Raw genomic sequence first — 20,420 nt, 5'->3', positions numbered from 1 at the left:
GGGCAAACTTAGACCATATTTTCCGGGATGTCAGGTTTGCGGTGTTGTGCGACGCGAAAATATCCCCAGATTCGCGGCGTTTCAGTGGGTTAGGGTGCTAAATCCAGCGTTTTTTAATCGTCCAGCGAACGGTCCGTGCTGGAATCCCGGCCATCGAACATGGACACGAAATACCGCAAAATGCCTTCCTTGCGTTTGCTGCGATCTTCGTCGGACCGGCGGTCGCGGTTGCTGACCAGGATATGGCAGACCTCATCAAACGTGCGGGCATTTTCCTCCATGATCGCCTCGAAGAACAGGCGCAGGCGGTTCATGTTTTCCGGGCTGGCGTCGTCAATCTGAATGCTGGGGAAATCGCCATGGCGTCCGGCGTGCAGGGATTTGTTGAAGATGTATAGATTGTCGCCCATCTCCGCCGCGAAGGAATCCATCAACGCGGATTCGGATGCGTTAAAGAAGATGTTGATCAGCGGCAGATCATTGACCGGGTCCACAACACCCAACGCGCCAAATCGGTTCCATTCATCACGTTTAATGGATTTGTTGGTGTAGCCGGTGCCCAGAACAATCATTTTCAAATTCTGGCTCGGCTGGATGTGCTGTCGTATCGCGCCCAGATAGCTGATGCACGGGTTGTCAAAAATACATCCGTCAATCGCCGAATAATATTTGCGTTCGGAATCCCCGGGCAATGTGGCCGGGAAATGGTGGCACGGGAAATAGGTGGGGGCGGCGCAGCTGGCCATCACGGCGTCATAGAGCGATACGTGTGGTGTGTTAGCGCGGTGTTCCGCGGGCGTGCCCGTGCGCATGCTTTTCAGCCACAGCGCATGACCACCTTCGTTGATGAAGTTGTTTTTGGTGTGAACGGGGGAATTGCCGGTTTCACCGCGTTCTGTCACCGCTTCGATCCCGTCGCCGTCAATGTTGTAGCAGGGGATGATCAGACTGCGGAGCGAATCCGACAATTGCGCCGTACCAAACAAGGCCTGCAACGCATGGCCCAAATTGGATGGGTCGTAATGCCCATGTTTGAACAGCCAGTTCAGCTGGTTCAATTTCATCGTGCGGTTGTTGAAATCGTGGATCAGGCCGCGCATCTCGCGGAATGAATCCGCAGGGAAAATGCGGGCGCCTTCGCGTTCGTAAAAACGCACCATGTGACGGGCGCGGTATTTGGGTTGTTCCGGGTGTTCCGGGTGGCGCAGGTTCAGCGCCGCGTTCAAAATCGATCCGGTTGATGGGCCTGCGAAAATATCGACCATGTCGGTCATGCGCAGTCCGGTGACATCCTCAATCCGCGCCATGATATAGGCGGGGATCAGGCCGCGTAATCCGCCGCCATAGTTGAAAAGGGCAATCTGGGTTCTGTTGGATTCGGACACGGGTGTGATTCTGTAAAAACGCTATGAGTGAATCGGATGTTCAGTATATCGCGGCCCAATCCAATTCGCGCAAAAAATATGTGGTGCTTTTTGCAATTGAGGCATCCCCGCGAAAGCGGGGATCCATTGTATCTGGCCGCGCGTTCATGGATCCCCGCTTTCGCGGGGATGCTTCAAAGGGGATGTGGCGCGATTCGCGCAAAAAAAAACCGGACCACTTGGGCCCGGCGAGTTGAACAGGGAGGTTTCACGTCTGGGAGACGTAGGATCTGGGAAGATCCCATCAACGTCGAAACGTCGATGGCCGCTTTATATACCCACTCGCTCCTTCGCGTCTACAGCATTTTTCGCATGATCTGATATGCGTATTTTGCATGACAAGTGCATAATGCATTGATTTTCATAAGAAAAACGCCCGTAACCGGGCGTTGTAAAGGGCGTTTGCAGTGCCATAAATCGACTTATTTTCCGGTCTTTTGAATGTTTTCGACCAGAAAATCCCGCAGAATCGCAATACGGCGGGAATGGCGGCGCTCTTCGGGGTAGACGAAATACATGTCCACGCCGGCCCGCTCGGCCTCGGGCAGGATGATCTGCAGGTCGGGATTCTGCCGGATCATGTAATCGGGCAGGGAGGCAATGCCGGCATCGCTCTCCACCGCGCGCTGGATGGCGTAGAGCGAGTTCATCATAATGATCTTGTTGTAATCTTCCGGATCCACGCCCGCGATACGGAACAGCCAGTTCGGATCGGCGTACGGCGCGGGCACGTTTTCCGGGAACCCGATCAGCGTGTGGGATTGCAGATCCTTGATGTCCTTCGGAGTGCCGTGTTTTTTCAGATAAGACGATGACGCACAGATGCGGAAATTCAACGTCGTTAATTGACGTTGGATCAAATCCGGCTGTTCCGGTTTGTACAAACGAATGGCGGCATCGGCCTCACGCATGCCCAGATTCAAAATACGATCATCCAACAGGATGGTCAGTTGAATATCCGGATATTGTTCACGGAAACGCCCCAGATTGGGGGCCAGCCATGTCGAGCCGATAAATTCGGCGACAGTGATGCGCAACGGCCCCTCCGGCAATTGTTTGGAATCCAGCAACTGCCCTTCGATCATTGAAAGCTGGCCGAAAATATCGCGCGCCGTTTTGTGCAGCAACTCACCTTGTTCGGTCAGCAACAATCCCCGCGCATGGCGGTGGAACAGGGTGACGCCCAAGCTTTCTTCCAATGAACTGATCTGCCGTGATACTGCGGATTGGCTGAGGTTGAGTGTTTCACCCGCATGGGTAAAGCTTCCGGCCTCGGCAACGGCGTGAAAAATGCGAAGCTTGTCCCAATCCATTGCCGTGGTGTCCTGTTCTTGTTTTGTGTTTCGTTATTCGGCTGCTTGTGCGCGGTGGTCGGATTCCAATGCGGCCAGATAGCGATCCGCTTCCAGCGCAGCCATACATCCCATACCGGCGGCGGTCACAGCCTGACGGAATGTTTTGTCCTTTACATCGCCAGCGGCGAAAACGCCCGGAATATTGGTGGCGGTGGAATCCGGCGCGGTGACGATGTAGCCTTCGCTGTCCAGATTGACCTTGCCCTTGAAAATCTCCGTCGCGGGAACGTGGCCGATAGCGACGAACATGCCATCAACATCCAGTTTCGACACATCACCCGTCTTGACGTTTTTCAACGACAATCCGGTGACGCCTGCGCCGCCGGCGCTGTTGTCGCCCAGAATATCTTCAACAACGCTGTCCCAGATCACTTCGACCTTCGGGTTTTTAAACAGGCGGTCCTGCGCAATCTTTTCCGCGCGCAATGTATCACGGCGGTGGATCAACGTGACCTTCTCACAGAAATTGGTGAGGAAGATGGCTTCTTCCACAGCGGCGGACCCGCCGCCAACCACGGCAACCTTCTTCCCGCGGAAGAAGAACCCATCGCATGTGGCGCAGGCGGATACGCCCAGACCACGGAATGTCTGTTCACCTTCCAGGCCGAGCCAGCGGGCTTTTGCACCCGTGCAGATAATCACGGTGTCGGCGGTGTACACGGTGCCGGAATCGGCCACGGCGCGATAGGGGCGGACGTTGAAATCCACCTCCTTGATAAAATCGTAAACCATCTTGGTGCCGACATGTTCGGCCTGGGCCTTCATCTGGTCCATCAGCCACGGGCCCTGGATCACATCGGCGAAGCCGGGGAAGTTTTCAACGTCGGTGGTGATGGTTAACTGGCCACCCGGTTCCAGACCCAGAATCTGGATCGGATTCAAATTGGCGCGCGCGGCATAGATGGCCGCCGTGTATCCGGCCGGGCCAGATCCAATAATCAATACTTTCGTGTGCGTCGCTGTGTCCGCGCCAGTGCTCATGACGATCCGTCCTTACTCTACTAAATGACTTGAATAACATAGTCTTAATTGGCGGAGGAGGAGGGGTAAAGGGCAAAATCATCCCTTTTTCGGGTTTTTCAGAGCATTCCATATGGCCAAAGCGACGATTCCCGCATCATTCAGGGGGCGATATGTCCATTGGGCCAGTTTTCCCTCGAACATCCGGGCCGCGCCGTGGGTGATCAGGGCCTGGTGCAAAGCATCAATCCGGGGGGCGCCGCCCGCCATGGGGATAATGTAAACGGGCTTTCCGGTGGTGGCGGCTTCGGACAACATCGATACGCTATCGGCGGTGACCAGAACGGCATCCGCCCAGGCGAGGAACCCCAGATATGGGTTGGGCCCGGTACCGTCCCAAAAGAAAACATTTGGGTCATCTTTCAACGCGTCACGGATAATGGCTTGTTGTGTCGCACCCGTGCGGCGTGATGCGGTGATCATCAACCCGCATCCTTGATCGCGCAAGCCGCTCAACTGTGTCGCCAATGTGTGTGCGACATCATCATTCATGCTGTACGCCTTGCTGGTTCCGCCAATCATGACAGCCACGCGTGGTGTGGGCAGCGGGGAGAGCAGGGATGCAAAATCACCACGCGCATCCTCCAGCATTTTTTTATTGATACGGTTTGGCGCGCCTGTTGTGACAATGACATTGCGCCCGCGTGTGGGGTCGTGCGTGGGCACGGCAACCAGATCGAATTGGTCCGGCGACACGCGCGGATCCTGAATTTGCACGACCAGTGTTTTGCCACCACTGGCCTTGCGAATGTATCGGGCGGCGGCAATCGCTTTGCGTCCGGAACACAGTGCGAGGTCGGGCCATGGCGCGGCGATGGGATCGCCGGTGAATATGCCCGCATGCTCAAACCCCAGCCATGGGGATAGGGTGCGCCAAGGCTGCTTCAAGTTAATGCGCTTTATTTCCGGAATAACGCCGAGCGCTTCTGCAACGCCCAAACATTGGTTTTCCGTTCCGGTCAGTCCTTCGGTGACGATCCAGCAGCGTGTCATAATGGGGATTTTCCAAAGATTATCTTGCTGTTTTGTGGGGTTATACCGATGCGAAAAACACCTTCAGAAAGGGCTTGCATAGGGCCACGCGCAACTTTATATCAGAGCGTCCTTCGTTCATATAACAATTTTGCGAAATACATATCCCCATGCGACGCGTCAAGCTCGATAAAATCGATAAGAAAATCCTTCACCACCTGCAGGAAAACGGACGCATCACCAACGTAGAACTGGCGCAGAAGGCGGGCATTTCCGCACCGCCCTGTCTGCGTCGCGTGCGGGCGTTGGAAGAATCTGGCTACATCCGTGGTTATTTCATGCGCGTTGATTCAACCGCTATGGGATATGGCGTTACGGTGTTTGCGCAGGTGAAATTGGTCAGCCAGGCCGAGAATGATCTGAAAAAATTCATGGAATTGGTTGAAACCTGGCCGATGGTGCGTGAATCACACATGCTGGCGGGGGAGACGGACTTCCTGCTGAAAATCGTGGCCAAGGATTGGGATGATTATCAGCATTTCCTGACCGAGCAATTGACCGCCGCGCCGAATGTGACGTCGGTCAAATCCTCTCTGGCGATCCGTTCGACCAAAGACATGCCGGGTGTGCCAATCGAAGTTTAGCGTAACGCTTTGATTTTTATGAATAATCCCTGTTGCCTTTGACAGGGGCCTGCTTATTCTTTACATAAATAATTTGTTTTATTCCGGATACCAGCGGAGGAATTGCCATGCTGTCTCTGAAATCCATCTTTCAACCTGTTGCGAACTTTTTTGTCCGTCTGGAAATCAAGGACCAGGAAAGCCGTATCGAAGCCGCTAAAGCGGGTAAGATGCTGGTGCCGATGGAATCCCGCGGCCCATGGTCTGTGGTCAGCGGCTTGCGCGATATCGATCCGCAAACGGCGCAGTCGATTATCAAACAATCCGAACAGCGGATTAAAGAGCTGAGAGCCAAGCTGGGATAAGAGAGCGGGCGATGTTGGCAAAAATCTTTAATACGATCAGCCGTTTTCATACCAAAATGGAATTGATCGGTTTAGAAGCGGAACTGAACGCCGCAAAAGGCGGTTTCAGCATTGCCACCGGAGCCCATGGCGGTGCGATGATTAAGATCGATGAAAAGGCGGCGCGTTTGATTATTGAACGCACGGAAAAAGAGATTGAGGCGTTAAAGCTGAAGCTTTAGTCCCGCCGACGCAGAAAGAATAAAAAAGACCGCCAGCCGATGATCGGGGCGGTCTTTTTCTTTGTTGTCTATTGCGCTTAACGGTATTGCACGTCCAGCACTTCGTACGAGCGCTTGCCCGCCGGGGTAACAACTTCAACGCTGTCGCCGATGCCTTTACCAATCAATGCGCGGGCAATCGGGGCGGTGGTCGAAATCATGCCCTTGTCGGCGTTGGATTCATACGGACCAACGATCTGGTACGTCACTTCGTCGCCGCTGTCTTCATCCGCCAGGAAAACCGTCGCGCCGAATTTGATCGTGCTGCCAGCCAGGCTGGACGGATCAATAATCTGGGCCGCAGAGATGACAGATTCCAGTTCCTTGATCCGGCCTTCGATAAAGCTCTGGCGTTCGCGTGCGGCGGTGTATTCGGCGTTTTCAGACAAATCGCCGTGAGCGCGCGCTTCGGCGATGGCAACGATCACCGCCGGGCGTTCAACGCTTTTGAGGGTGCGCAGCTCCTTTTCCAGCGCGTCAAACCCTTGTTTGGTCATTGGGACTTTATCCATGACAATATTCCTTCGTCTGTTCTTCTTGTTGCTTTTCGATTGCTCTGGAATTTTTCCAAAAAAACAAACCCCGCCGCGAGCGACGGGATTGGGATTTGGTCCAGAACTGTTAATTCCACATTAGGCCAAGGGCGGAGCAAAGGTCAATAGGGATAAAATCAGGCGGGTAATCGATTGATTTTCAATGGTTTATAATTCCTTGTGCCCCGGGGGCGAGCGTGCCATAAACGATGTTTCATAATAACGATAAAAATGAACAGGCAGGACACCGCAATGACGACATCTTTCACACGCACATCATCCCGCATTCTGGGCGCTCTTTTCCTTGGCGCGGTGGCAACATGCGCCGCCGCTGAAGACACTCCGCACCAGAATGATCCGCTGATCAAACAAATGGGCGATTATATCGCGCGTGATGCGGCCCGTGCCGGTATCACAATGACCGAAGACGAGAAGCAAGCCGCTGTAAAAGGCTACGGCAAGCGTTTTGGCCGCAACATTGATGAAATGACATGCAAAGACACGAATGTCAGCATGTATATCGGCGAACATAACGTGCGTTTTGGCATTGATATCTGCAAGATCAATAACGTTCTGAAAGTCGGTAAAAACGGCATTCGCCCGATTGAACCGTTGGAGCCGTAAGCGCTTCACCTATCCATCAATTGATTTCACAGGTTCGGCATTGGCGGGGGATGATCCTCCGCCAATGTCGTCTGCGTGCAGGAAACCACCCGATTGCATGGACCATAGCCGCGCATACAGCCCGTGATTTTTCAGTAAGGTTTCGTGGTTGCCTTGTTCCGCAATCACGCCGCGATCCAGCACAATAATACGGTCCATCCGCGCAATGGTGGACAGGCGATGGGCGATGGCAATCACCGTTTTTCCCTTCATTAAATCATCCAATGCCTGTTGGATCAGGCGTTCAGATTCACTATCCAGCGCCGATGTGGCTTCATCCAAAATCAGGATCGGGGCGTTTTTCAGGATGGCGCGGGCGATGGCAATGCGCTGGCGTTGCCCGCCGGACAGGCGAATGCCGCGTTCACCGACCAGCGTGTTGTACCCTTCGGGCAAAGTATTGATGAAATCATCGGCATAGGCTTTCTTCGCCGCTGCAATCACTTCGTCATCCGTGGCGTCCAATCGGCCATAGCGGATATTTTCCATCAGGCTGCGGTGGAACAGGGCGGTGTCCTGCGGAATAATCGCTACGGCCTGCCGCAATGAATCTTGCGTGACGTGGGCGATGTTCTGGCCATCAATGGTGATTTCACCCCCATGCAGGTCGTACAGGCGCAGCAAGACAGACACAAACGTGCTTTTCCCCGCACCGGATGGGCCGACCAGCGCAATTTTTTCACCCGCAGTAATTTTCAGGTTCAGTTCCCGGAAAATTGGGAAATTGGCGAAAGCAAAATTCACGCCGCGATATTCGATCGTTCCGCGATCAACCTGTAACGGCTTGGCACCGGGAGTGTCTGAAATTTCGTGCGGGCGTGCGGTGATGCGCAGGGCGTCGGTGATGTAGCCGGCTTCATCGACAAACTGCATAATCCCGCCGCCCAAAATCCATGTGGTTCCGGTCAGCATCATCGACATGGTGGCCACGCTGGACGCCTGTCCAACCGTAATCCACCCATGCGCCCAGCCAAGGCACGCCAGCGCCGTCATGCCGCCACCCAGTGTCACAAGGCAAAGGCGGCGCAGGTCTTCAATCTGGATCATGTTGCGCATGAGTTTGCTATGGCGGGTGCGTTCAATGTGCGATTCTGCCGTATGAACATCAATTTCGTGCGGCAAGGTGGCAAAGGATTTGACCGCCGGAATATTGGTCAGCATATCAACAACCATGCCCGTGACATGGGCGCGTTGTTCGGAATAGCGCAACGATCGCTGGCGAATTTTTGGAATACGCGCAAACAGCGGAACGGTGACGGCCAGAATGAAGAAGAGCAGGGCGCAGCCATAAAGCGGACTGACCGTAAACATAAAGATCAGGGTGATGCCCATATGGATCGTGGCGAACCAGATCTGGAAACGGATAATATCGTGCAGGCGCAGGGCGCTTTCCGCCACTTCGGATACTTTGCGGGCCAGCGCTCCGGCAAAATTATCCTGAAAATACGCATGGCTGTGCCCCATGGTGTAGGACAGGAAATCCCCTCGGATCACGGTGCGCAGTTTTGGTTTCCAGTGCAGGATCGTATGCGCGGTCCAGATATGGGCAAATTCACCCACGGCCAGAACCAGCATCATCAGTCCCAAAATGGACCACGCCGCCGCGGGCAGGCCATCGGCCGGGTTGGCATCCTTCAGAATGTCGATGATTTTACCAAGCAGGATGAACGCAATCGGATAGCGCGTAAAATGCACGATATCCTGCAGCATGAATGTACCCCACAGGACCGGATTCTTCCGCCAGACATAAAGCAGAAACCCGCCAAAGCTTGTCGGCAGTTCACCGTAGGGGGCGGCAGGGATGTGGGGTTTTAAGAGTGACATACGCACGAGCCTGTTCTTTCCATTATTTGTTCGTCATTCCCGCGAAAGCGGGAATCCATACGATCCGCCCAATGGATTCCCGCTTTCGCGGGAATGACAAGGGGGCTTTCGGCAGTTTTCGCCGGGATAACAGCCTGTGTGTTTAGGGGCGCGTTACTCCGCCGCCTGCATATCCTGCGGGAAGTCCAGATCGGCTGGGCTGAAGATGCCTTCGCCGTCCACGCCGAAATAGCTTTGGATTGATGCGACCTCCAAAGGTTTGGCGCGCAGGGCTCGGATGGCCATCGTTCCCGCCCGCGCCGCGGACAGCAGCGTGTAATACGGAATGCGATAGGTCAGGGCCTGGCGACGGATGGATGTCGCATCGGTCACGGCTTGCGGGCCCTTTGTGGTGTTGATCATAAACTGGATTTGTCCGTTGATGATCGCATCCACGATATGCGGCTGGCCTTCCATCACCTTGTTGATCCGCGTGACCGGCAGGCCCTGGGCCTTCAGGAACACACATGTGCCCCCGGTGGCGACAAGGTTGAAGCCCATATCGACCAAATCCTGGGCGATCGGAACCAAGGCTTCCTTGTCCGAATCCTTCACGGACAGGAACACGGTGCCCTCCAGCGGCAGATGGGTGCCGGCGGCGATTTGGGATTTGGCAAACGCCACGGCCACGTCACGGTCAATACCCATGACTTCACCTGTGGATTTCATTTCGGGGCCGAGGATCGGGTCCACGCCGGGGAAGCGGGAGAACGGGAACACGGGGGCCTTCACCGCCGTATGTTCCTGATCCATGCCGCGCAATTGCGTGGTGAAAACGTCCAGCATTTCACCCGCCATCAAACGCGCGGCGATTTTGGCAACCGGAACGCCCGTGGCCTTGGCCACGAACGGAACGGTGCGGCTGGCACGCGGGTTGACCTCCAGAATAAAGATATCGTGTTCGCCTGTGTCGCGGTTTTTCTTCACGGCGAACTGGACGTTCATCAATCCTTTGACTTTCAGGGCCTTGGCCAGACGGATCGTCTGCTTCTCAATTTCCTTTACGGTTTTATAGGGCAGGGAGTGCGGCGGCAGAACGCAAGCCGAGTCACCGGAGTGAATACCCGCTTCCTCAATATGCTCCATGATGCCAACCACGGCCACTTCCGTGCCATCGCACAGGGCGTCGACGTCAATTTCAATCGCACTGCGCAGGTAGCGGTCGAGCAGGACCGGGGTATCACCCGAAACCTGAACCGCAGTTTTGATGTAACGTTTCAGCTCGTCCATGCTGTGGACGATCTCCATGCCTTGGCCGCCCAGAACATAAGAGGGGCGAATGACCAGCGGGAAGCCGAGTTCCTCGGCCATTTTAATGGCCTGTTCTTCGGACCGGGCCAAACCGTTTGGCGGCTGGCGCAGTTTCATTTGATGCAGCAATTTCTGGAACCGCTGGCGGTCTTCGGCCAGATCGATGGCATCGGGGCTGGTGCCCAGAATTGGGATGTCCGCCGCCTGTAACGCCTGCGCCAGTTTCAGCGGGGTTTGACCGCCCAGCTGGACAATCACGCCCTTAACCTTGCCTTTGCGCTGTTCCGCACGGATGATTTCAACCACATCTTCGTTGGTCAGCGGTTCGAAATACAAACGGTCGGACGTATCGTAATCGGTTGATACGGTTTCCGGGTTGCAGTTGATCATGATGGTTTCATAACCCGCTTCTTTCAAAGCATACGCGGCATGAACACAGCAATAATCAAATTCAATCCCCTGGCCAATCCGGTTCGGGCCGCCGCCCAGAATGATGATTTTTTCACGATCCGTCGGGTTGCATTCGTTTTCCGCGCCAACGTTTTCGTAGCAGCTATACATATACGCCGTGCTGGTCGGCAATTCGCCGGCACAACTGTCAACACGTTTGAAAACGGGGGTTGCTCCGGCCTTATGACGGGCGGTGCGAACCATGTCCGGGGTGACGTTCATCAATTTGGCCAGACGGGCGTCAGAGAAGCCCATTTTCTTCACGGCAATCCACCCGGCGGCATCACGGGGCAGGCCGCCAACACGCAGTTTGTTTTCCGTGGCGATAATCCCGGCAATGCGGTTCAGGAACCATTTATCGAATTTTGTGATGTCGTGGATTTCATCCACGCTCATGCCATGGCGCATAGCCTGCGCAATATACAGGATACGCTGTGGCGTCGGGCGGGCGATGGCGGCGCGGACATGGTCCGGGTGCGGGTGTTGCCCGTCACCTTCACCAATCACCACTTCGTCAAATCCGGTCAGGCCCTTTTCCAGCGAGCGCAGGGCTTTCTGGATCGATTCCTCGAATGAACGGCCAAACGCCATGACTTCGCCGACCGATTTCATGGATGTGGTCAGGATGTTGGTAGTGCCGCGGAATTTTTCGAACGCGAAACGCGGAATTTTTGTAACGACGTAATCAATGGTCGGTTCAAAACTGGCCGGGGTCAGGCCGCCCGTAATGTCGTTTTGCAATTCATCCAGCGTATAGCCAACCGCCAGTTTTGCCGCGATCTTGGCAATCGGGAAACCGGTCGCTTTGGAGGCGAGGGCGGAAGACCGTGATACGCGGGGGTTCATCTCAATAACGACCATACGGCCATCTTCGGGATTAACCGCGAACTGCACGTTCGATCCGCCGGTTTCCACACCAATACCGCGCAGGACGGCGATGGATGCGTCGCGCATCCGCTGATATTCCTTGTCGGTCAGGGTCAGCGCCGGGGCAACGGTGATGGAATCCCCGGTATGCACGCCCATCGGGTCAATGTTTTCGATGGAGCAGACGATGATGCAGTTGTCGTTGCGGTCGCGCACGACCTCCATCTCATATTCTTTCCAGCCCAGAACGGATTCCTCGACCAGAACCTGGCGCACCGGGGAGGCATCCAGACCTTCGCGGACGATGGTTTCGAATTCCTCACGGTTATAGGCAATGCCGCCGCCCGTACCGCCCAGTGTGAAGGACGGGCGGATGATGCAGGGCAGGCCGATATGGGGCAGGGCGTCGATGGCTTCGAACAGGTTGGTGACGGTGATGCTCTTCGGGCTTTCAAGGCCCAGCTGGTCCATACACTGGCGGAACAGGTCGCGGTCTTCGGCCCGGGCAATCACATCGGCGCGCGCGCCAATCAGCTCAACCCCCAAAGCGTCCAGCGTGCCATTGGCGTGCAGGGCCAAAGCCGTGTTCAGCGCCGTTTGTCCGCCCATGGTGGGCAGCAAGGCGTGCGGGCGTTCCTTTTCCAGAATTTTCGCAACAATCTCGGGCGTGATTGGCTCGATATAGGTCACATCCGCCATGTTCGGGTCGGTCATGATCGTGGCCGGGTTCGAGTTGATCAGGATGACCTTGTATCCTTCCTCGCGCAGGGCCTTGCAGGCCTGGGTGCCGGAGTAATCAAACTCACAGGCTTGCCCAATAACAATCGGTCCAGCGCCGATGATGCAGATGGATTGAATGTCGTGACGTTTTGGCATGATGGATCTCGGTCCCTTGGAAATGACTGAATCAGTGTAGGTGATTCACGGCCCGAGACCTATTGTGTATTATTGCGTATGCAAAAGGGCAAGCCTGTTTTCCACGTTTTTGTTGATGCGTGGATATGGATAAAGGAAAGGGGCGTTACCGCCCCTCAACTTTCAGAAGATCCGTATTTTTCTTCAAGTGCCGCAAGCTCAGGCAAGTTGCGATAATGATGCCGTAGGTGATGGGCCAGATATAATCTTCGGCAATCCATTCACGAAACGCTTCACCTTCATACACCAGATCCTGAATCATCTCGGTGACGAAGAAGGCGGTGCCGATGCCTAGCAGACCCGGGTATTCACGGCGCAGGACCGTCTTCATCGAAAATGTCATCGTCGATGGTTTCCACAGTTTGAAGTTCGGCAGGATCACCGGGGTCTTTTCGCACCAGTCGCTATAGGTCTTGCCGAATTTACCCAGCAGGAAGCTTTCTTCGGTCAGGATGATGCGTTCCATGTAAACAAAGAACACCAGCGAGGCGAGCGCCACCAGCCACCAGACTTTGATGGAAAGCAAGACGCCCAAAATGATAATAAAGTTCGCTAGATAGAGCGGATTTCTAACAATTGAGTACATGCCTGTTGTGTTCAAAACTTCGGCGCGCTGTTGTTTGGCGTTGCGCCCGGATGTGCCGGCCGGAACAAATCCAACCGTAAAGGCGCGCAGGGCGAGGCCGGACAGCGACAGGATAAAACAGAACAGGACCCAGACATCTTCGGCGGCATCGCCGACCATGGCTTCGATATGGGCGCTTTCGCGGAAGGCCAGTAGCAGCGGGCCAATAAAGAGCAGGGGAATATAGCTGCGCCAGCGGAACATCGAATGGCCGTGGCGGATCATCAATTCGTGCAGTTTCATGTTTTTACACTCCGTGGGATATTGGTTTTTACAATTTGATCCCGGATGTGGGCAAGAAAAAGGCGGCTTTTAAGCCGCCTTTTCCTCTGGTTCTGTTTTTTCCGTTTTTTCGGCTTTTTTCATCATATCGACGAAGCGCTGGAACAGATAATGGCTGTCGCGCGGGCCGGGGGATGCTTCGGGGTGATATTGCACTGAAAACACAGGCTTACCCTTCAGTCTTAATCCTTCGTTTGATCCGTCAAACAGGCTGACATGGGTCACCTCCGCATCTTGCGGCAAAGTATCAGGCAAAATGCGGAAGCCATGGTTTTGGCTGGTGATTTCAACTTTTCCGGTGGTCAAATCTTTCACCGGATGGTTGGCGCCGCGGTGGCCCAATTCCATCTTCTTCGTCTTGCCGCCAAGGGCAAGGGCGAGAAGCTGGTGGCCAAGGCAGATGCCAAAGATCGGCGTGCCGGATTTGATCAGTTTGCTGATGGTCGCAACGGCATAGGTTCCGGTCGCGGCCGGGTCGCCCGGGCCGTTGGACAGGAAAATGCCGTCCGGTTTGTGCTTCAGAATGTCTTCTGCGCTGGTCTGGGCGGGGACGACGGTGACCTTACATCCTGCTGCAGCAAGGTTGCGCAAGATATTGCGTTTAATGCCAAAATCGATGGCGACGACATGGTGTTCCGGGGCTTCGGCCTTGCCGTATTCGTTCTTGTCCGCGTCCCAGTTGGTTTGGGTCCAGACATATTCTTTTTCGCACGTCACATCTTTGGCCAGATCCATGCCGTTCAGGCCGGGCCATTCGGCGGCCATCTTCTTCAGGGCAGTGATGTTGAAGTCGCCGCTGGGGCTTACGGCGATCACGCCGTTCGGGGCGCCGTGGTCCCGGATATGCCGGGTCAAAGCGCGGGTGTCCAAGCCACTGATGCCAGGAATGTCATAAGATTTCATCCATTGGTCCAGCGGTTCAATCGCGCGCCAGTTGGATGGCTCGGTCACATCTTCGCGCACGATCATGCCGCGGGCGGCGGGTTTTGAGCTTTCCATATCTAGATCATTGGCGCCGACATTGCCAATATGCGGGAAGGTGAAGGTGATGACCTGCCCGGCGTAGGAGGGATCCGTCAGGATTTCCTGATACCCGCTCATTCCCGTATTAAAGCAGATTTCCCCGACACAGGCCCGGGCCGCGCCAAATCCGCGCCCCCAAAACACTGTTCCGTCAGCCAAAACAAGGACACCGGTTGCATTATGCGGCTGTTTGGCGTTAGAAACGTCGAGCATGGCGTGTTCTCCTGTTGGGGGTGAGTCCAGATACAGGGTCAGCATGCCGGAAGACATGATCGAATTAAAGGATAAAAACGTGGAAAAACGTGCAGAATTCAACACCGCAATGAAAGAAGCCATGAAGGCGAAGGACGAAATCGCGCTGTCGACGATTCGTCTGATTATTGCGGCCCTGAAAGACCGGGATATCAACGCCCGTGGCCTGGGCAACAGCGAGGGGATCAGCGAAAGCGAAATCCTGTCCATGTTGCAATCGATGATCAAGCAACGCGAAGAGTCGGCCAAGACCTATACCGATGCTAACCGTCAGGATCTGGCCGATCGTGAACTGGCCGAGATTGCCATTATCCGCCGCTTCCTGCCGAAGCAGATGGACGAGGCCGAAGTGAAGGCCGCCATCGATCAGGTGCTGGCCGAAATGAACGTGACCGACATCCGCGAGATGGGCAAGGTCATGGCGACGATCAAAGACCGCTATGCCGGCCAAATGGATATGGGCAAGGTCAGCGGTATGGTGAAGCAACGTCTGGCTGGTTGATTTTTAGATTGTCATTCCCGCGTATGGCGTCGGGGGTGCTGGAAATAAAAAAGAGCGGGGCGTAGGCCTCGCTCTTTTTGTATCGCTGTGATGAATCGCGCCTTAGGCGATGGCCATCTGGTGCAATCCATCTGTATGAACAAATTCATCGCCGATCTGTGCCGGGACCAGTTTACCCAGTCCGGCCAGAAGGACCGCATGGCTACCGCCCGCTTCTTCGATCTGGTGGGTGAAGAATTCGCCGTAATGATGGTCGATGTCGGATTTGCTATACACCTGATCCACGCCGAGGAAGACACGCTTCGCCGGTTGTTGGGCGGTGATGTCCGCAAAAAAATCAACCCGCACGACATTGTCGGGCAGGGCCATGTCTTTGATATTCGTGCCGGATACTTCCACGAACTCGCGTGTCAGCGACACCTTGCCCGTTGGCTTTGCGATCGCAAACCGTGCGTATAATTTCTCTGTCATCAATCTCTCCCAACCGAACCCCAGCCTAAAGGTTAACGTAAAATCTTTTCCGAAACGTTACCAAAGCCGCGGGTTTTATCTATTTATTGTCCCAGAATAGGCCAGCATTCTGGGAAAAAGGTTAACAAAACCTTACCGGCTTGTAAGGTTCATGCGTCCGTATGGGGGTCATGTGGGAATTGGGCGGCTTCGGGCCGGTTTGGGTCTGGTTTATGGGGGGGCGGTCTGCTAAAAACCCGGATATGTCGATTTCCCCGCGTTTTATGCAAGAGTTGCGTGACCGTTTGTCCCTGTCCGAAATTATCGGACGGCGGGTGAAGCTTGTCCGCGCTGGGCATGAATATAAAGCGTGCTGTCCGTTCCACGGGGAAAAATCACCGTCTTTCTATGTGAATGATGACAAGCAATTCTTCCATTGCTTTGGGTGCGGCGCGCATGGTGATGCGGTGGGCTTTGTCATGCGGCATGACAATTTGTCCTTTATCGAGGCGATTGAGGCCCTGGCCCCGCAGGCCGGGTTGGAAGTGCCGCGCCAGACGCGCGAAGATGTCGAACACGCCAAGCAGGAAAAAGACCTTCATGCCCTGATGGCGGCCACCACCAAATGGTTTCAGGATCAGTTGCACAGCCCCGCCCATCGTGACGCGCTCCACTATGTGCGTGAACGTGGTTTGCCGGATGACGTGCTGTCGGCGTTTTCGGTCGGGTTTGCCCCGGCGGATGGGGGCGCGCTGCCCAAATTCCTGCGCGAGCAGGGGTTCAGTGAGAAACAAATTCTGGATTCCGGTGTTGCGCGCAAATCGACGCGCAACAATGACCTGTATGCGTTCTTCCGCGACCGTGTGATTTTCCCCGTGCCGGATCGGCGTGGGCGCGTGGTGGCGTTTGGTGGACGGGTCTTGCCGGAACATTTGCGCCCCATCGATCCGTCGCAATCGAAACCGCCGAAATATATCAACTCCTCGGACTCGCCCTTGTTCCACAAGGGACGCATGCTGTTCGGTGAGCCGCATGCGCGGCAAGCGGCGATTGATGGCAAGCCGCTGATCGTTGTCGAAGGGTATCTGGATGTGATTGCATGCTGGCGCGCTGGGTTCACGGGCGCGGTGGCGCCGCTGGGCACCGCCCTGACCGAAGACCAGATCGCCGTGCTGTGGAAGATGATCCCCGGCGACATGAAGGTTCCGGTGTTGTGCTTCGATGGCGATAACGCCGGACGTCGCGCGGCGGCGCGGGCATGTGAACGCATTCTGCCGCATCTGCGCCCCGATCATTCGGCGCGCATCGCCTTCCTGCCCGAAGGGGAGGACCCGGATAGTTTGATTCAGACCAAGGGCGCGGTGGCGTTCCAAACCATTATCGACACGGCGATGCCGCTCGCCGATTTTATCTGGATGAGCCAGACCGAAGGACGCAGCTTTAATACGCCGGAGGAGCGCGCTGGGCTGGAGCGCACATGGCTGGATGAAACGGCGCGCATCGTGGACAAGGCGGTGCAGGACCAGTACCGCAAGCTGCTGTTGAAGAAGAGCAGCAATCTGTTCTGGGAACTGGACCGGGCCAAACAAAATGCATCGCGCGGATTTGGAATGGGGCCGGGAATGGGGCGCGGGTTCGGGCGCGATACGGGACCAAAGGCCAAGGGCCGGAAGATTGAGCTGCCGCCCTTGCGCAGCCCGGTGGTGGAGAAGGAGCGCAGGGCGCATTCGATCCTTCTCCTGATTCTGTTAAATCATCCGTGGCTGTTTGAGGAGGTGGAGGAGCAGTTCGGCGCGTTGTCCATATCCGATTCTCGGCTCGATTCTTTGCGCCAAATGATGATCCGGACCCTGTCTGAGGCCCCAAACCTTGAAAAAACGCCATTTTATGACCATTTGAGTGCATATGGCTTTGATAAAGAATTGCAAAATCTGGCGTCAGACACTATGTATGTGCACGCTGGATTCGCTCGTCCCTCCGCCGAACTACAAGATGTGCGTGAGGGGTGGGCGGAAACGATCAGGTCGCTTTATGACCAGGCCGAACGCCAGGAACTGCGTGTTGCAGGCCAGACTTTGGCCGGGGACTTCAGTACGGAAAATGAACAGCGCATTCTCGCTTTGCATCAGGCGCGTCAGGATCAGGACGGGCAAGGGTGAAAGCGCTTTGATTTTTCGTGGGAAATACGGTTAAATTCCATGTTCGGATTCGGGTGATACGGGTTGGGAATGGCAGTCAAGAAAACAGGTAAAACAGCGAAGGGTTCCGCCGCAGCAACCAAGAAGGTTGCGCGCGTGGCCAAGGTCGCAAAGAAGACAGAAAAGGTAACCCGCGTGCCGGCAAAAGCTCCGTCGAAATCAAAGACACAGGCCGCGTCCAAATCCGCCGCCAAAACCAAAACAGTGAAACAGGTCGCGGCGAAGAAGCCTGCGCCGAAGGCGGCTCCTAAATCGGCCCCTAAATCAGCAAAGGCTGCGAAACCCGCGCCGGCCAAGAGGGCGGTGAAGCCTGCGGCCAAACCCGTCAAGGCGGCAAAGCCGACACCTTCGAAAGCCAAGGCCCCTGTGAAGCAGGCGGTAAAACAGGCGGTAAAGGCACCGGCCAAAACCGCCGCCAAGGCAAAACCCGTAGCCAAGCCGGTGGTGAAGGCGGCCACGCCGAAGACGCCGCCAGTCGCCAAAAAACCGGCCCCCCAGCCGAAGGTCGAAGATAACAAGAACAAGAATGCAAAAGGTTCCATCGGTTCCACGAAGATGAGCGTAAAACAAACACCTCCTGCGGTTGAAGAAGATGCCAAGGCCGCGAAGGGCAAGAAAGCCCCCGCTGCGGACAAGGCCGCAAAAGGACAACAGCAAGAAGCCGCAACCGATGACGCTCCGGCCAAGCCGCGCGGCTCTTTGGAATCCATCGTCAAGAAATTGGTGACGAAGGGCAAGGAACGCGGGTTCCTGACCTATGACGAAATCAACAGCGCGATTCCGGCCGAGGAATTTTCTTCGGAGCAGATCGAAGACGCGATGGCGACCATGTCCGACGTGGGCATCCAACTGGTCGACAGCGAAGACGACGTTGAAGAAGCCGAAAAGGGCGAAGAATACGAAAGCAGCGGGAACATCAGCTCGGACGATTCCGGTCGGACCGATGACCCGGTGCGTATGTACCTGCGCGAGATGGGCTCGGTTGAGCTGCTGTCCCGTGAAGGTGAGATCGCGATTGCCAAGCGGATCGAAGCTGGCCGTGAAATGATGATCGGCGGCATTTGCGAAAGCCCGCTGGCCATTGAATCCATGATTGCCTGGTACGAAGCGCTGCAGAAGGGCGATATCCTCCTGCGCGAAGTGATCGACCTGGATGCCACCTATGGCGATTCCAGCGACGGCGCACCGCCGGCCGATGATCTGGACGAACCCGAAGGCGAAAGCGCCGAGGGCGCAGAAGGCGGCGAGGAAGAAAACGCTGTGTCCCTGTCCGCGATGGAACAGGAATTGCTGCCGCAGGTGTCTGAAAGCTTCTCGAAGATTCAGAAAACCTACAAGAAAATGCAGAAGGTGCAGCAGGAGCGTTTTGAACATCTGCAAAACGCCAAGCAGCCCCCGGCCGCAACGAACAAGAAATATGACGATCTGAAAGCGCAGATGGTCGAGCTGATGAACGAAGTGCGTTTGAACAACGCCCGTATCGAACAGCTGGTTGGCCGTTTGTATAAAATGAACCGCGAAGTCGTCAGCCTGGAAGGGCGCTTGATGCGTCTGGCCGTTGATTGCGGCGTGAAGCGCGAAGACTTCCTGCAAAATTACTATGGTTCTGAACTGGACCCGAACTGGCTGGCCAAGGTTGCCAAGCTGACGGGCAAGGGCTGGGCCAAGTTTGCCGAGAAGCATGTTGCCGAAGTCGGTGAAATCCGCACGCAAATCGTGACGGTGACCGACGATGCGGGCGTGCCGCTGGGTGAATTCCGCCGTATCGTTGGTACGGTGCAGAAGGGCGAACGCGAAGCTGCCCGCGCGAAGAAAGAGATGGTCGAGGCCAACCTGCGTCTGGTTATCTCCATCGCCAAGAAATACACCAACCGTGGCCTGCAATTCCTGGATTTGATTCAGGAAGGGAACATCGGTTTGATGAAGGCGGTTGATAAATTCGAATATCGCCGTGGTTACAAATTCTCGACCTATGCCACATGGTGGATTCGTCAGGCGATCACGCGTTCCATCGCGGATCAGGCCCGTACAATCCGTATCCCTGTGCACATGATCGAAACGATCAACAAGCTGGTCCGCACCAGCCGCCAGATGATGCACGAAATTGGTCGCGAGCCGACGCCGGAAGAGCTGGCCGAACGTCTGCACATGCCGTTGGACAAGGTGCGTAAAGTTCTGAAAATCGCGAAGGAGCCAGTCTCCCTCGAAACCCCGATCGGTGATGAAGAAGATTCGACACTGGGTGATTTCATCGAGGACAAGAACGCGCTTCTGCCCGTTGATGCGGCCATTCACTCGAACCTGCGTGAAACAACCACGCGCGTTCTGGCGACCCTGACCCCGCGTGAAGAACGCGTTCTGCGGATGCGTTTTGGTATCGGCATGAACACCGACCACACGCTGGAAGAAGTCGGGCAGCAGTTCAACGTAACGCGTGAGCGTATTCGTCAGATCGAGGCGAAGGCCTTGCGCAAACTGAAACACCCAAGCCGCTCGCGCAAACTGCGCAGCTTCCTGGATACATAAG

18 protein-coding genes are annotated in these 20,420 nt (G+C 55.5%); 7 read left to right on the top strand and 11 right to left on the bottom strand.

What is annotated here, in order from left to right:
* Nucleotides 1-113: 113 nt before the first annotated feature.
* The 4 genes from MICA_RS07560 to MICA_RS07540 all read right to left on the bottom strand — a co-directional run bounded on the left by MICA_RS07560 (nucleotide 114) and on the right by MICA_RS07540 (nucleotide 4,792).
* On the bottom strand, nucleotides 114-1,385 hold the full coding sequence (locus MICA_RS07560; protein ID WP_014103140.1) for a patatin-like phospholipase family protein: 1,272 nt from the start codon (nucleotides 1,383-1,385) through the stop codon (nucleotides 114-116).
* Nucleotides 1,386-1,846: 461 nt separating this feature from the next.
* Nucleotides 1,847-2,737, bottom strand: coding sequence for a LysR family transcriptional regulator (locus MICA_RS07550; protein WP_014103138.1), 891 nt, complete (start codon nucleotides 2,735-2,737; stop codon nucleotides 1,847-1,849).
* Between the two features lie 33 nt (nucleotides 2,738-2,770).
* Nucleotides 2,771-3,760: a thioredoxin-disulfide reductase gene (gene trxB, locus MICA_RS07545; protein ID WP_014103137.1), complete on the bottom strand. Its 990-nt coding sequence runs from the start codon at nucleotides 3,758-3,760 to the stop codon at nucleotides 2,771-2,773.
* Between the two features lie 78 nt (nucleotides 3,761-3,838).
* Nucleotides 3,839-4,792, bottom strand: coding sequence for a mitochondrial fission ELM1 family protein (locus tag MICA_RS07540; protein ID WP_014103136.1), 954 nt, complete (start codon nucleotides 4,790-4,792; stop codon nucleotides 3,839-3,841).
* 149 nt (nucleotides 4,793-4,941) lie between these two features.
* Between MICA_RS07540 and MICA_RS07535 the strand changes: the two genes are divergently transcribed.
* From MICA_RS07535 to MICA_RS07525, 3 genes are all read left to right on the top strand, one after another.
* Nucleotides 4,942-5,415, top strand: a complete 474-nt coding sequence (locus tag MICA_RS07535) for an Lrp/AsnC family transcriptional regulator (RefSeq protein ID WP_014103135.1) — start codon at nucleotides 4,942-4,944, stop codon at nucleotides 5,413-5,415.
* Nucleotides 5,416-5,522: 107 nt separating this feature from the next.
* Entirely contained in the window at nucleotides 5,523-5,759 is a 237-nt protein-coding gene (locus MICA_RS07530; RefSeq protein ID WP_014103134.1) for a hypothetical protein, read from the top strand.
* Between the two features lie 11 nt (nucleotides 5,760-5,770).
* Nucleotides 5,771-5,980 carry a hypothetical protein gene (locus tag MICA_RS07525; RefSeq protein WP_014103133.1) on the top strand — a complete coding sequence of 70 codons (210 nt, stop codon included), beginning with the start codon at nucleotides 5,771-5,773 and terminating at the stop codon, nucleotides 5,978-5,980.
* Between the two features lie 77 nt (nucleotides 5,981-6,057).
* On the opposite strand, the gene greA is transcribed toward MICA_RS07525, so the two are convergent.
* Nucleotides 6,058-6,531: a transcription elongation factor GreA gene (gene greA, locus MICA_RS07520; RefSeq protein ID WP_014103132.1), complete on the bottom strand. Its 474-nt coding sequence runs from the start codon at nucleotides 6,529-6,531 to the stop codon at nucleotides 6,058-6,060.
* Nucleotides 6,532-6,804: 273 nt separating this feature from the next.
* Here greA and MICA_RS07515 point away from each other — a divergent pair, with 273 nt between their 5' ends.
* On the top strand, nucleotides 6,805-7,176 hold the full coding sequence (locus MICA_RS07515; RefSeq protein WP_014103130.1) for a hypothetical protein: 372 nt from the start codon (nucleotides 6,805-6,807) through the stop codon (nucleotides 7,174-7,176).
* Nucleotides 7,177-7,185: 9 nt separating this feature from the next.
* On the opposite strand, the gene MICA_RS07510 is transcribed toward MICA_RS07515, so the two are convergent.
* From MICA_RS07510 to carA, 4 genes are all read right to left on the bottom strand, one after another.
* Complete coding sequence (locus MICA_RS07510; RefSeq protein ID WP_014103129.1) at nucleotides 7,186-9,039, bottom strand: ABC transporter ATP-binding protein; 1,854 nt, start codon at nucleotides 9,037-9,039, stop codon at nucleotides 7,186-7,188.
* 153 nt (nucleotides 9,040-9,192) lie between these two features.
* Complete coding sequence (gene carB / locus MICA_RS07505) at nucleotides 9,193-12,522, bottom strand: carbamoyl-phosphate synthase large subunit (RefSeq protein WP_014103127.1); 3,330 nt, start codon at nucleotides 12,520-12,522, stop codon at nucleotides 9,193-9,195.
* Between the two features lie 145 nt (nucleotides 12,523-12,667).
* The gene (locus tag MICA_RS07500) at nucleotides 12,668-13,429 is read right to left on the bottom strand and encodes a methyltransferase family protein (RefSeq protein WP_014103126.1); all 762 of its coding nucleotides are present in this window, start codon (nucleotides 13,427-13,429) and stop codon (nucleotides 12,668-12,670) included.
* A 69-nt stretch (nucleotides 13,430-13,498) separates the two neighbouring features.
* Entirely contained in the window at nucleotides 13,499-14,704 is a 1,206-nt protein-coding gene (carA, locus tag MICA_RS07495) for a glutamine-hydrolyzing carbamoyl-phosphate synthase small subunit (protein ID WP_014103125.1), read from the bottom strand.
* 43 nt (nucleotides 14,705-14,747) lie between these two features.
* On the opposite strand from carA, the gene MICA_RS07490 reads away from it, so the two are divergent.
* Entirely contained in the window at nucleotides 14,748-15,245 is a 498-nt protein-coding gene (locus MICA_RS07490) for a GatB/YqeY domain-containing protein (protein WP_014103124.1), read from the top strand.
* Between the two features lie 102 nt (nucleotides 15,246-15,347).
* On the opposite strand, the gene MICA_RS07485 is transcribed toward MICA_RS07490, so the two are convergent.
* Nucleotides 15,348-15,716 (bottom strand): hypothetical protein, encoded by a 369-nt coding sequence (locus tag MICA_RS07485; RefSeq protein ID WP_014103123.1) that lies wholly within the window; start codon nucleotides 15,714-15,716, stop codon nucleotides 15,348-15,350.
* Between the two features lie 161 nt (nucleotides 15,717-15,877).
* Between MICA_RS07485 and dnaG the strand changes: the two genes are divergently transcribed.
* A complete protein-coding gene (gene dnaG / locus MICA_RS07480) occupies nucleotides 15,878-17,854 on the top strand; it encodes a DNA primase (protein ID WP_014103122.1) in 1,977 nt (658 codons plus the stop codon).
* On the opposite strand, the gene MICA_RS12320 is transcribed toward dnaG, so the two are convergent.
* On the bottom strand, nucleotides 17,836-18,435 hold the full coding sequence (locus MICA_RS12320; protein WP_236619877.1) for a hypothetical protein: 600 nt from the start codon (nucleotides 18,433-18,435) through the stop codon (nucleotides 17,836-17,838). The genes dnaG and MICA_RS12320 overlap by 19 nt on opposite strands.
* A 13-nt stretch (nucleotides 18,436-18,448) precedes the next feature.
* On the opposite strand from MICA_RS12320, the gene rpoD reads away from it, so the two are divergent.
* On the top strand, nucleotides 18,449-20,419 hold the full coding sequence (gene rpoD, locus MICA_RS07475) for an RNA polymerase sigma factor RpoD (protein ID WP_236619876.1): 1,971 nt from the start codon (nucleotides 18,449-18,451) through the stop codon (nucleotides 20,417-20,419).
* Nucleotide 20,420: the final 1 nt, after the last annotated feature.

Source organism: Micavibrio aeruginosavorus ARL-13, from assembly GCF_000226315.1.
Lineage (GTDB): Bacteria > Pseudomonadota > Alphaproteobacteria > Micavibrionales > Micavibrionaceae > Micavibrio > Micavibrio aeruginosavorus_B.
This window is presented reverse-complemented; position numbering and strand designations above follow the sequence as displayed.

Excerpts from the sequence above, each read along its gene's own strand:
- MICA_RS07515 (WP_014103130.1), top strand. The coding sequence starts at position 6,805 with ATGACGACATCTTTCACACGCACATCATCCCGCATTCTGGGCGCTCTT.
- MICA_RS07485 (WP_014103123.1), bottom strand. The coding sequence starts at position 15,716 with ATGACAGAGAAATTATACGCACGGTTTGCGATCGCAAAGCCAACGGGC.
- MICA_RS07490 (WP_014103124.1), top strand. The coding sequence starts at position 14,748 with ATGCCGGAAGACATGATCGAATTAAAGGATAAAAACGTGGAAAAACGT.
- MICA_RS07510 (WP_014103129.1), bottom strand. The coding sequence starts at position 9,039 with ATGTCACTCTTAAAACCCCACATCCCTGCCGCCCCCTACGGTGAACTG.
- MICA_RS07530 (WP_014103134.1), top strand. The coding sequence starts at position 5,523 with ATGCTGTCTCTGAAATCCATCTTTCAACCTGTTGCGAACTTTTTTGTC.
- MICA_RS07500 (WP_014103126.1), bottom strand. The coding sequence starts at position 13,429 with ATGAAACTGCACGAATTGATGATCCGCCACGGCCATTCGATGTTCCGC.
- rpoD (WP_236619876.1), top strand. The coding sequence starts at position 18,449 with ATGAGCGTAAAACAAACACCTCCTGCGGTTGAAGAAGATGCCAAGGCC.
- MICA_RS07525 (WP_014103133.1), top strand. The coding sequence starts at position 5,771 with ATGTTGGCAAAAATCTTTAATACGATCAGCCGTTTTCATACCAAAATG.
- greA (WP_014103132.1), bottom strand. The coding sequence starts at position 6,531 with ATGGATAAAGTCCCAATGACCAAACAAGGGTTTGACGCGCTGGAAAAG.
- MICA_RS07535 (WP_014103135.1), top strand. The coding sequence starts at position 4,942 with ATGCGACGCGTCAAGCTCGATAAAATCGATAAGAAAATCCTTCACCAC.
- MICA_RS12320 (WP_236619877.1), bottom strand. The coding sequence starts at position 18,435 with ATGGAACCTTTTGCATTCTTGTTCTTGTTATCTTCGACCTTCGGCTGG.
- MICA_RS07550 (WP_014103138.1), bottom strand. The coding sequence starts at position 2,737 with ATGGATTGGGACAAGCTTCGCATTTTTCACGCCGTTGCCGAGGCCGGA.
- dnaG (WP_014103122.1), top strand. The coding sequence starts at position 15,878 with ATGGGGGTCATGTGGGAATTGGGCGGCTTCGGGCCGGTTTGGGTCTGG.
- carB (WP_014103127.1), bottom strand. The coding sequence starts at position 12,522 with ATGCCAAAACGTCACGACATTCAATCCATCTGCATCATCGGCGCTGGA.
- carA (WP_014103125.1), bottom strand. The coding sequence starts at position 14,704 with ATGCTCGACGTTTCTAACGCCAAACAGCCGCATAATGCAACCGGTGTC.
- MICA_RS07540 (WP_014103136.1), bottom strand. The coding sequence starts at position 4,792 with ATGACACGCTGCTGGATCGTCACCGAAGGACTGACCGGAACGGAAAAC.
- trxB (WP_014103137.1), bottom strand. The coding sequence starts at position 3,760 with ATGAGCACTGGCGCGGACACAGCGACGCACACGAAAGTATTGATTATT.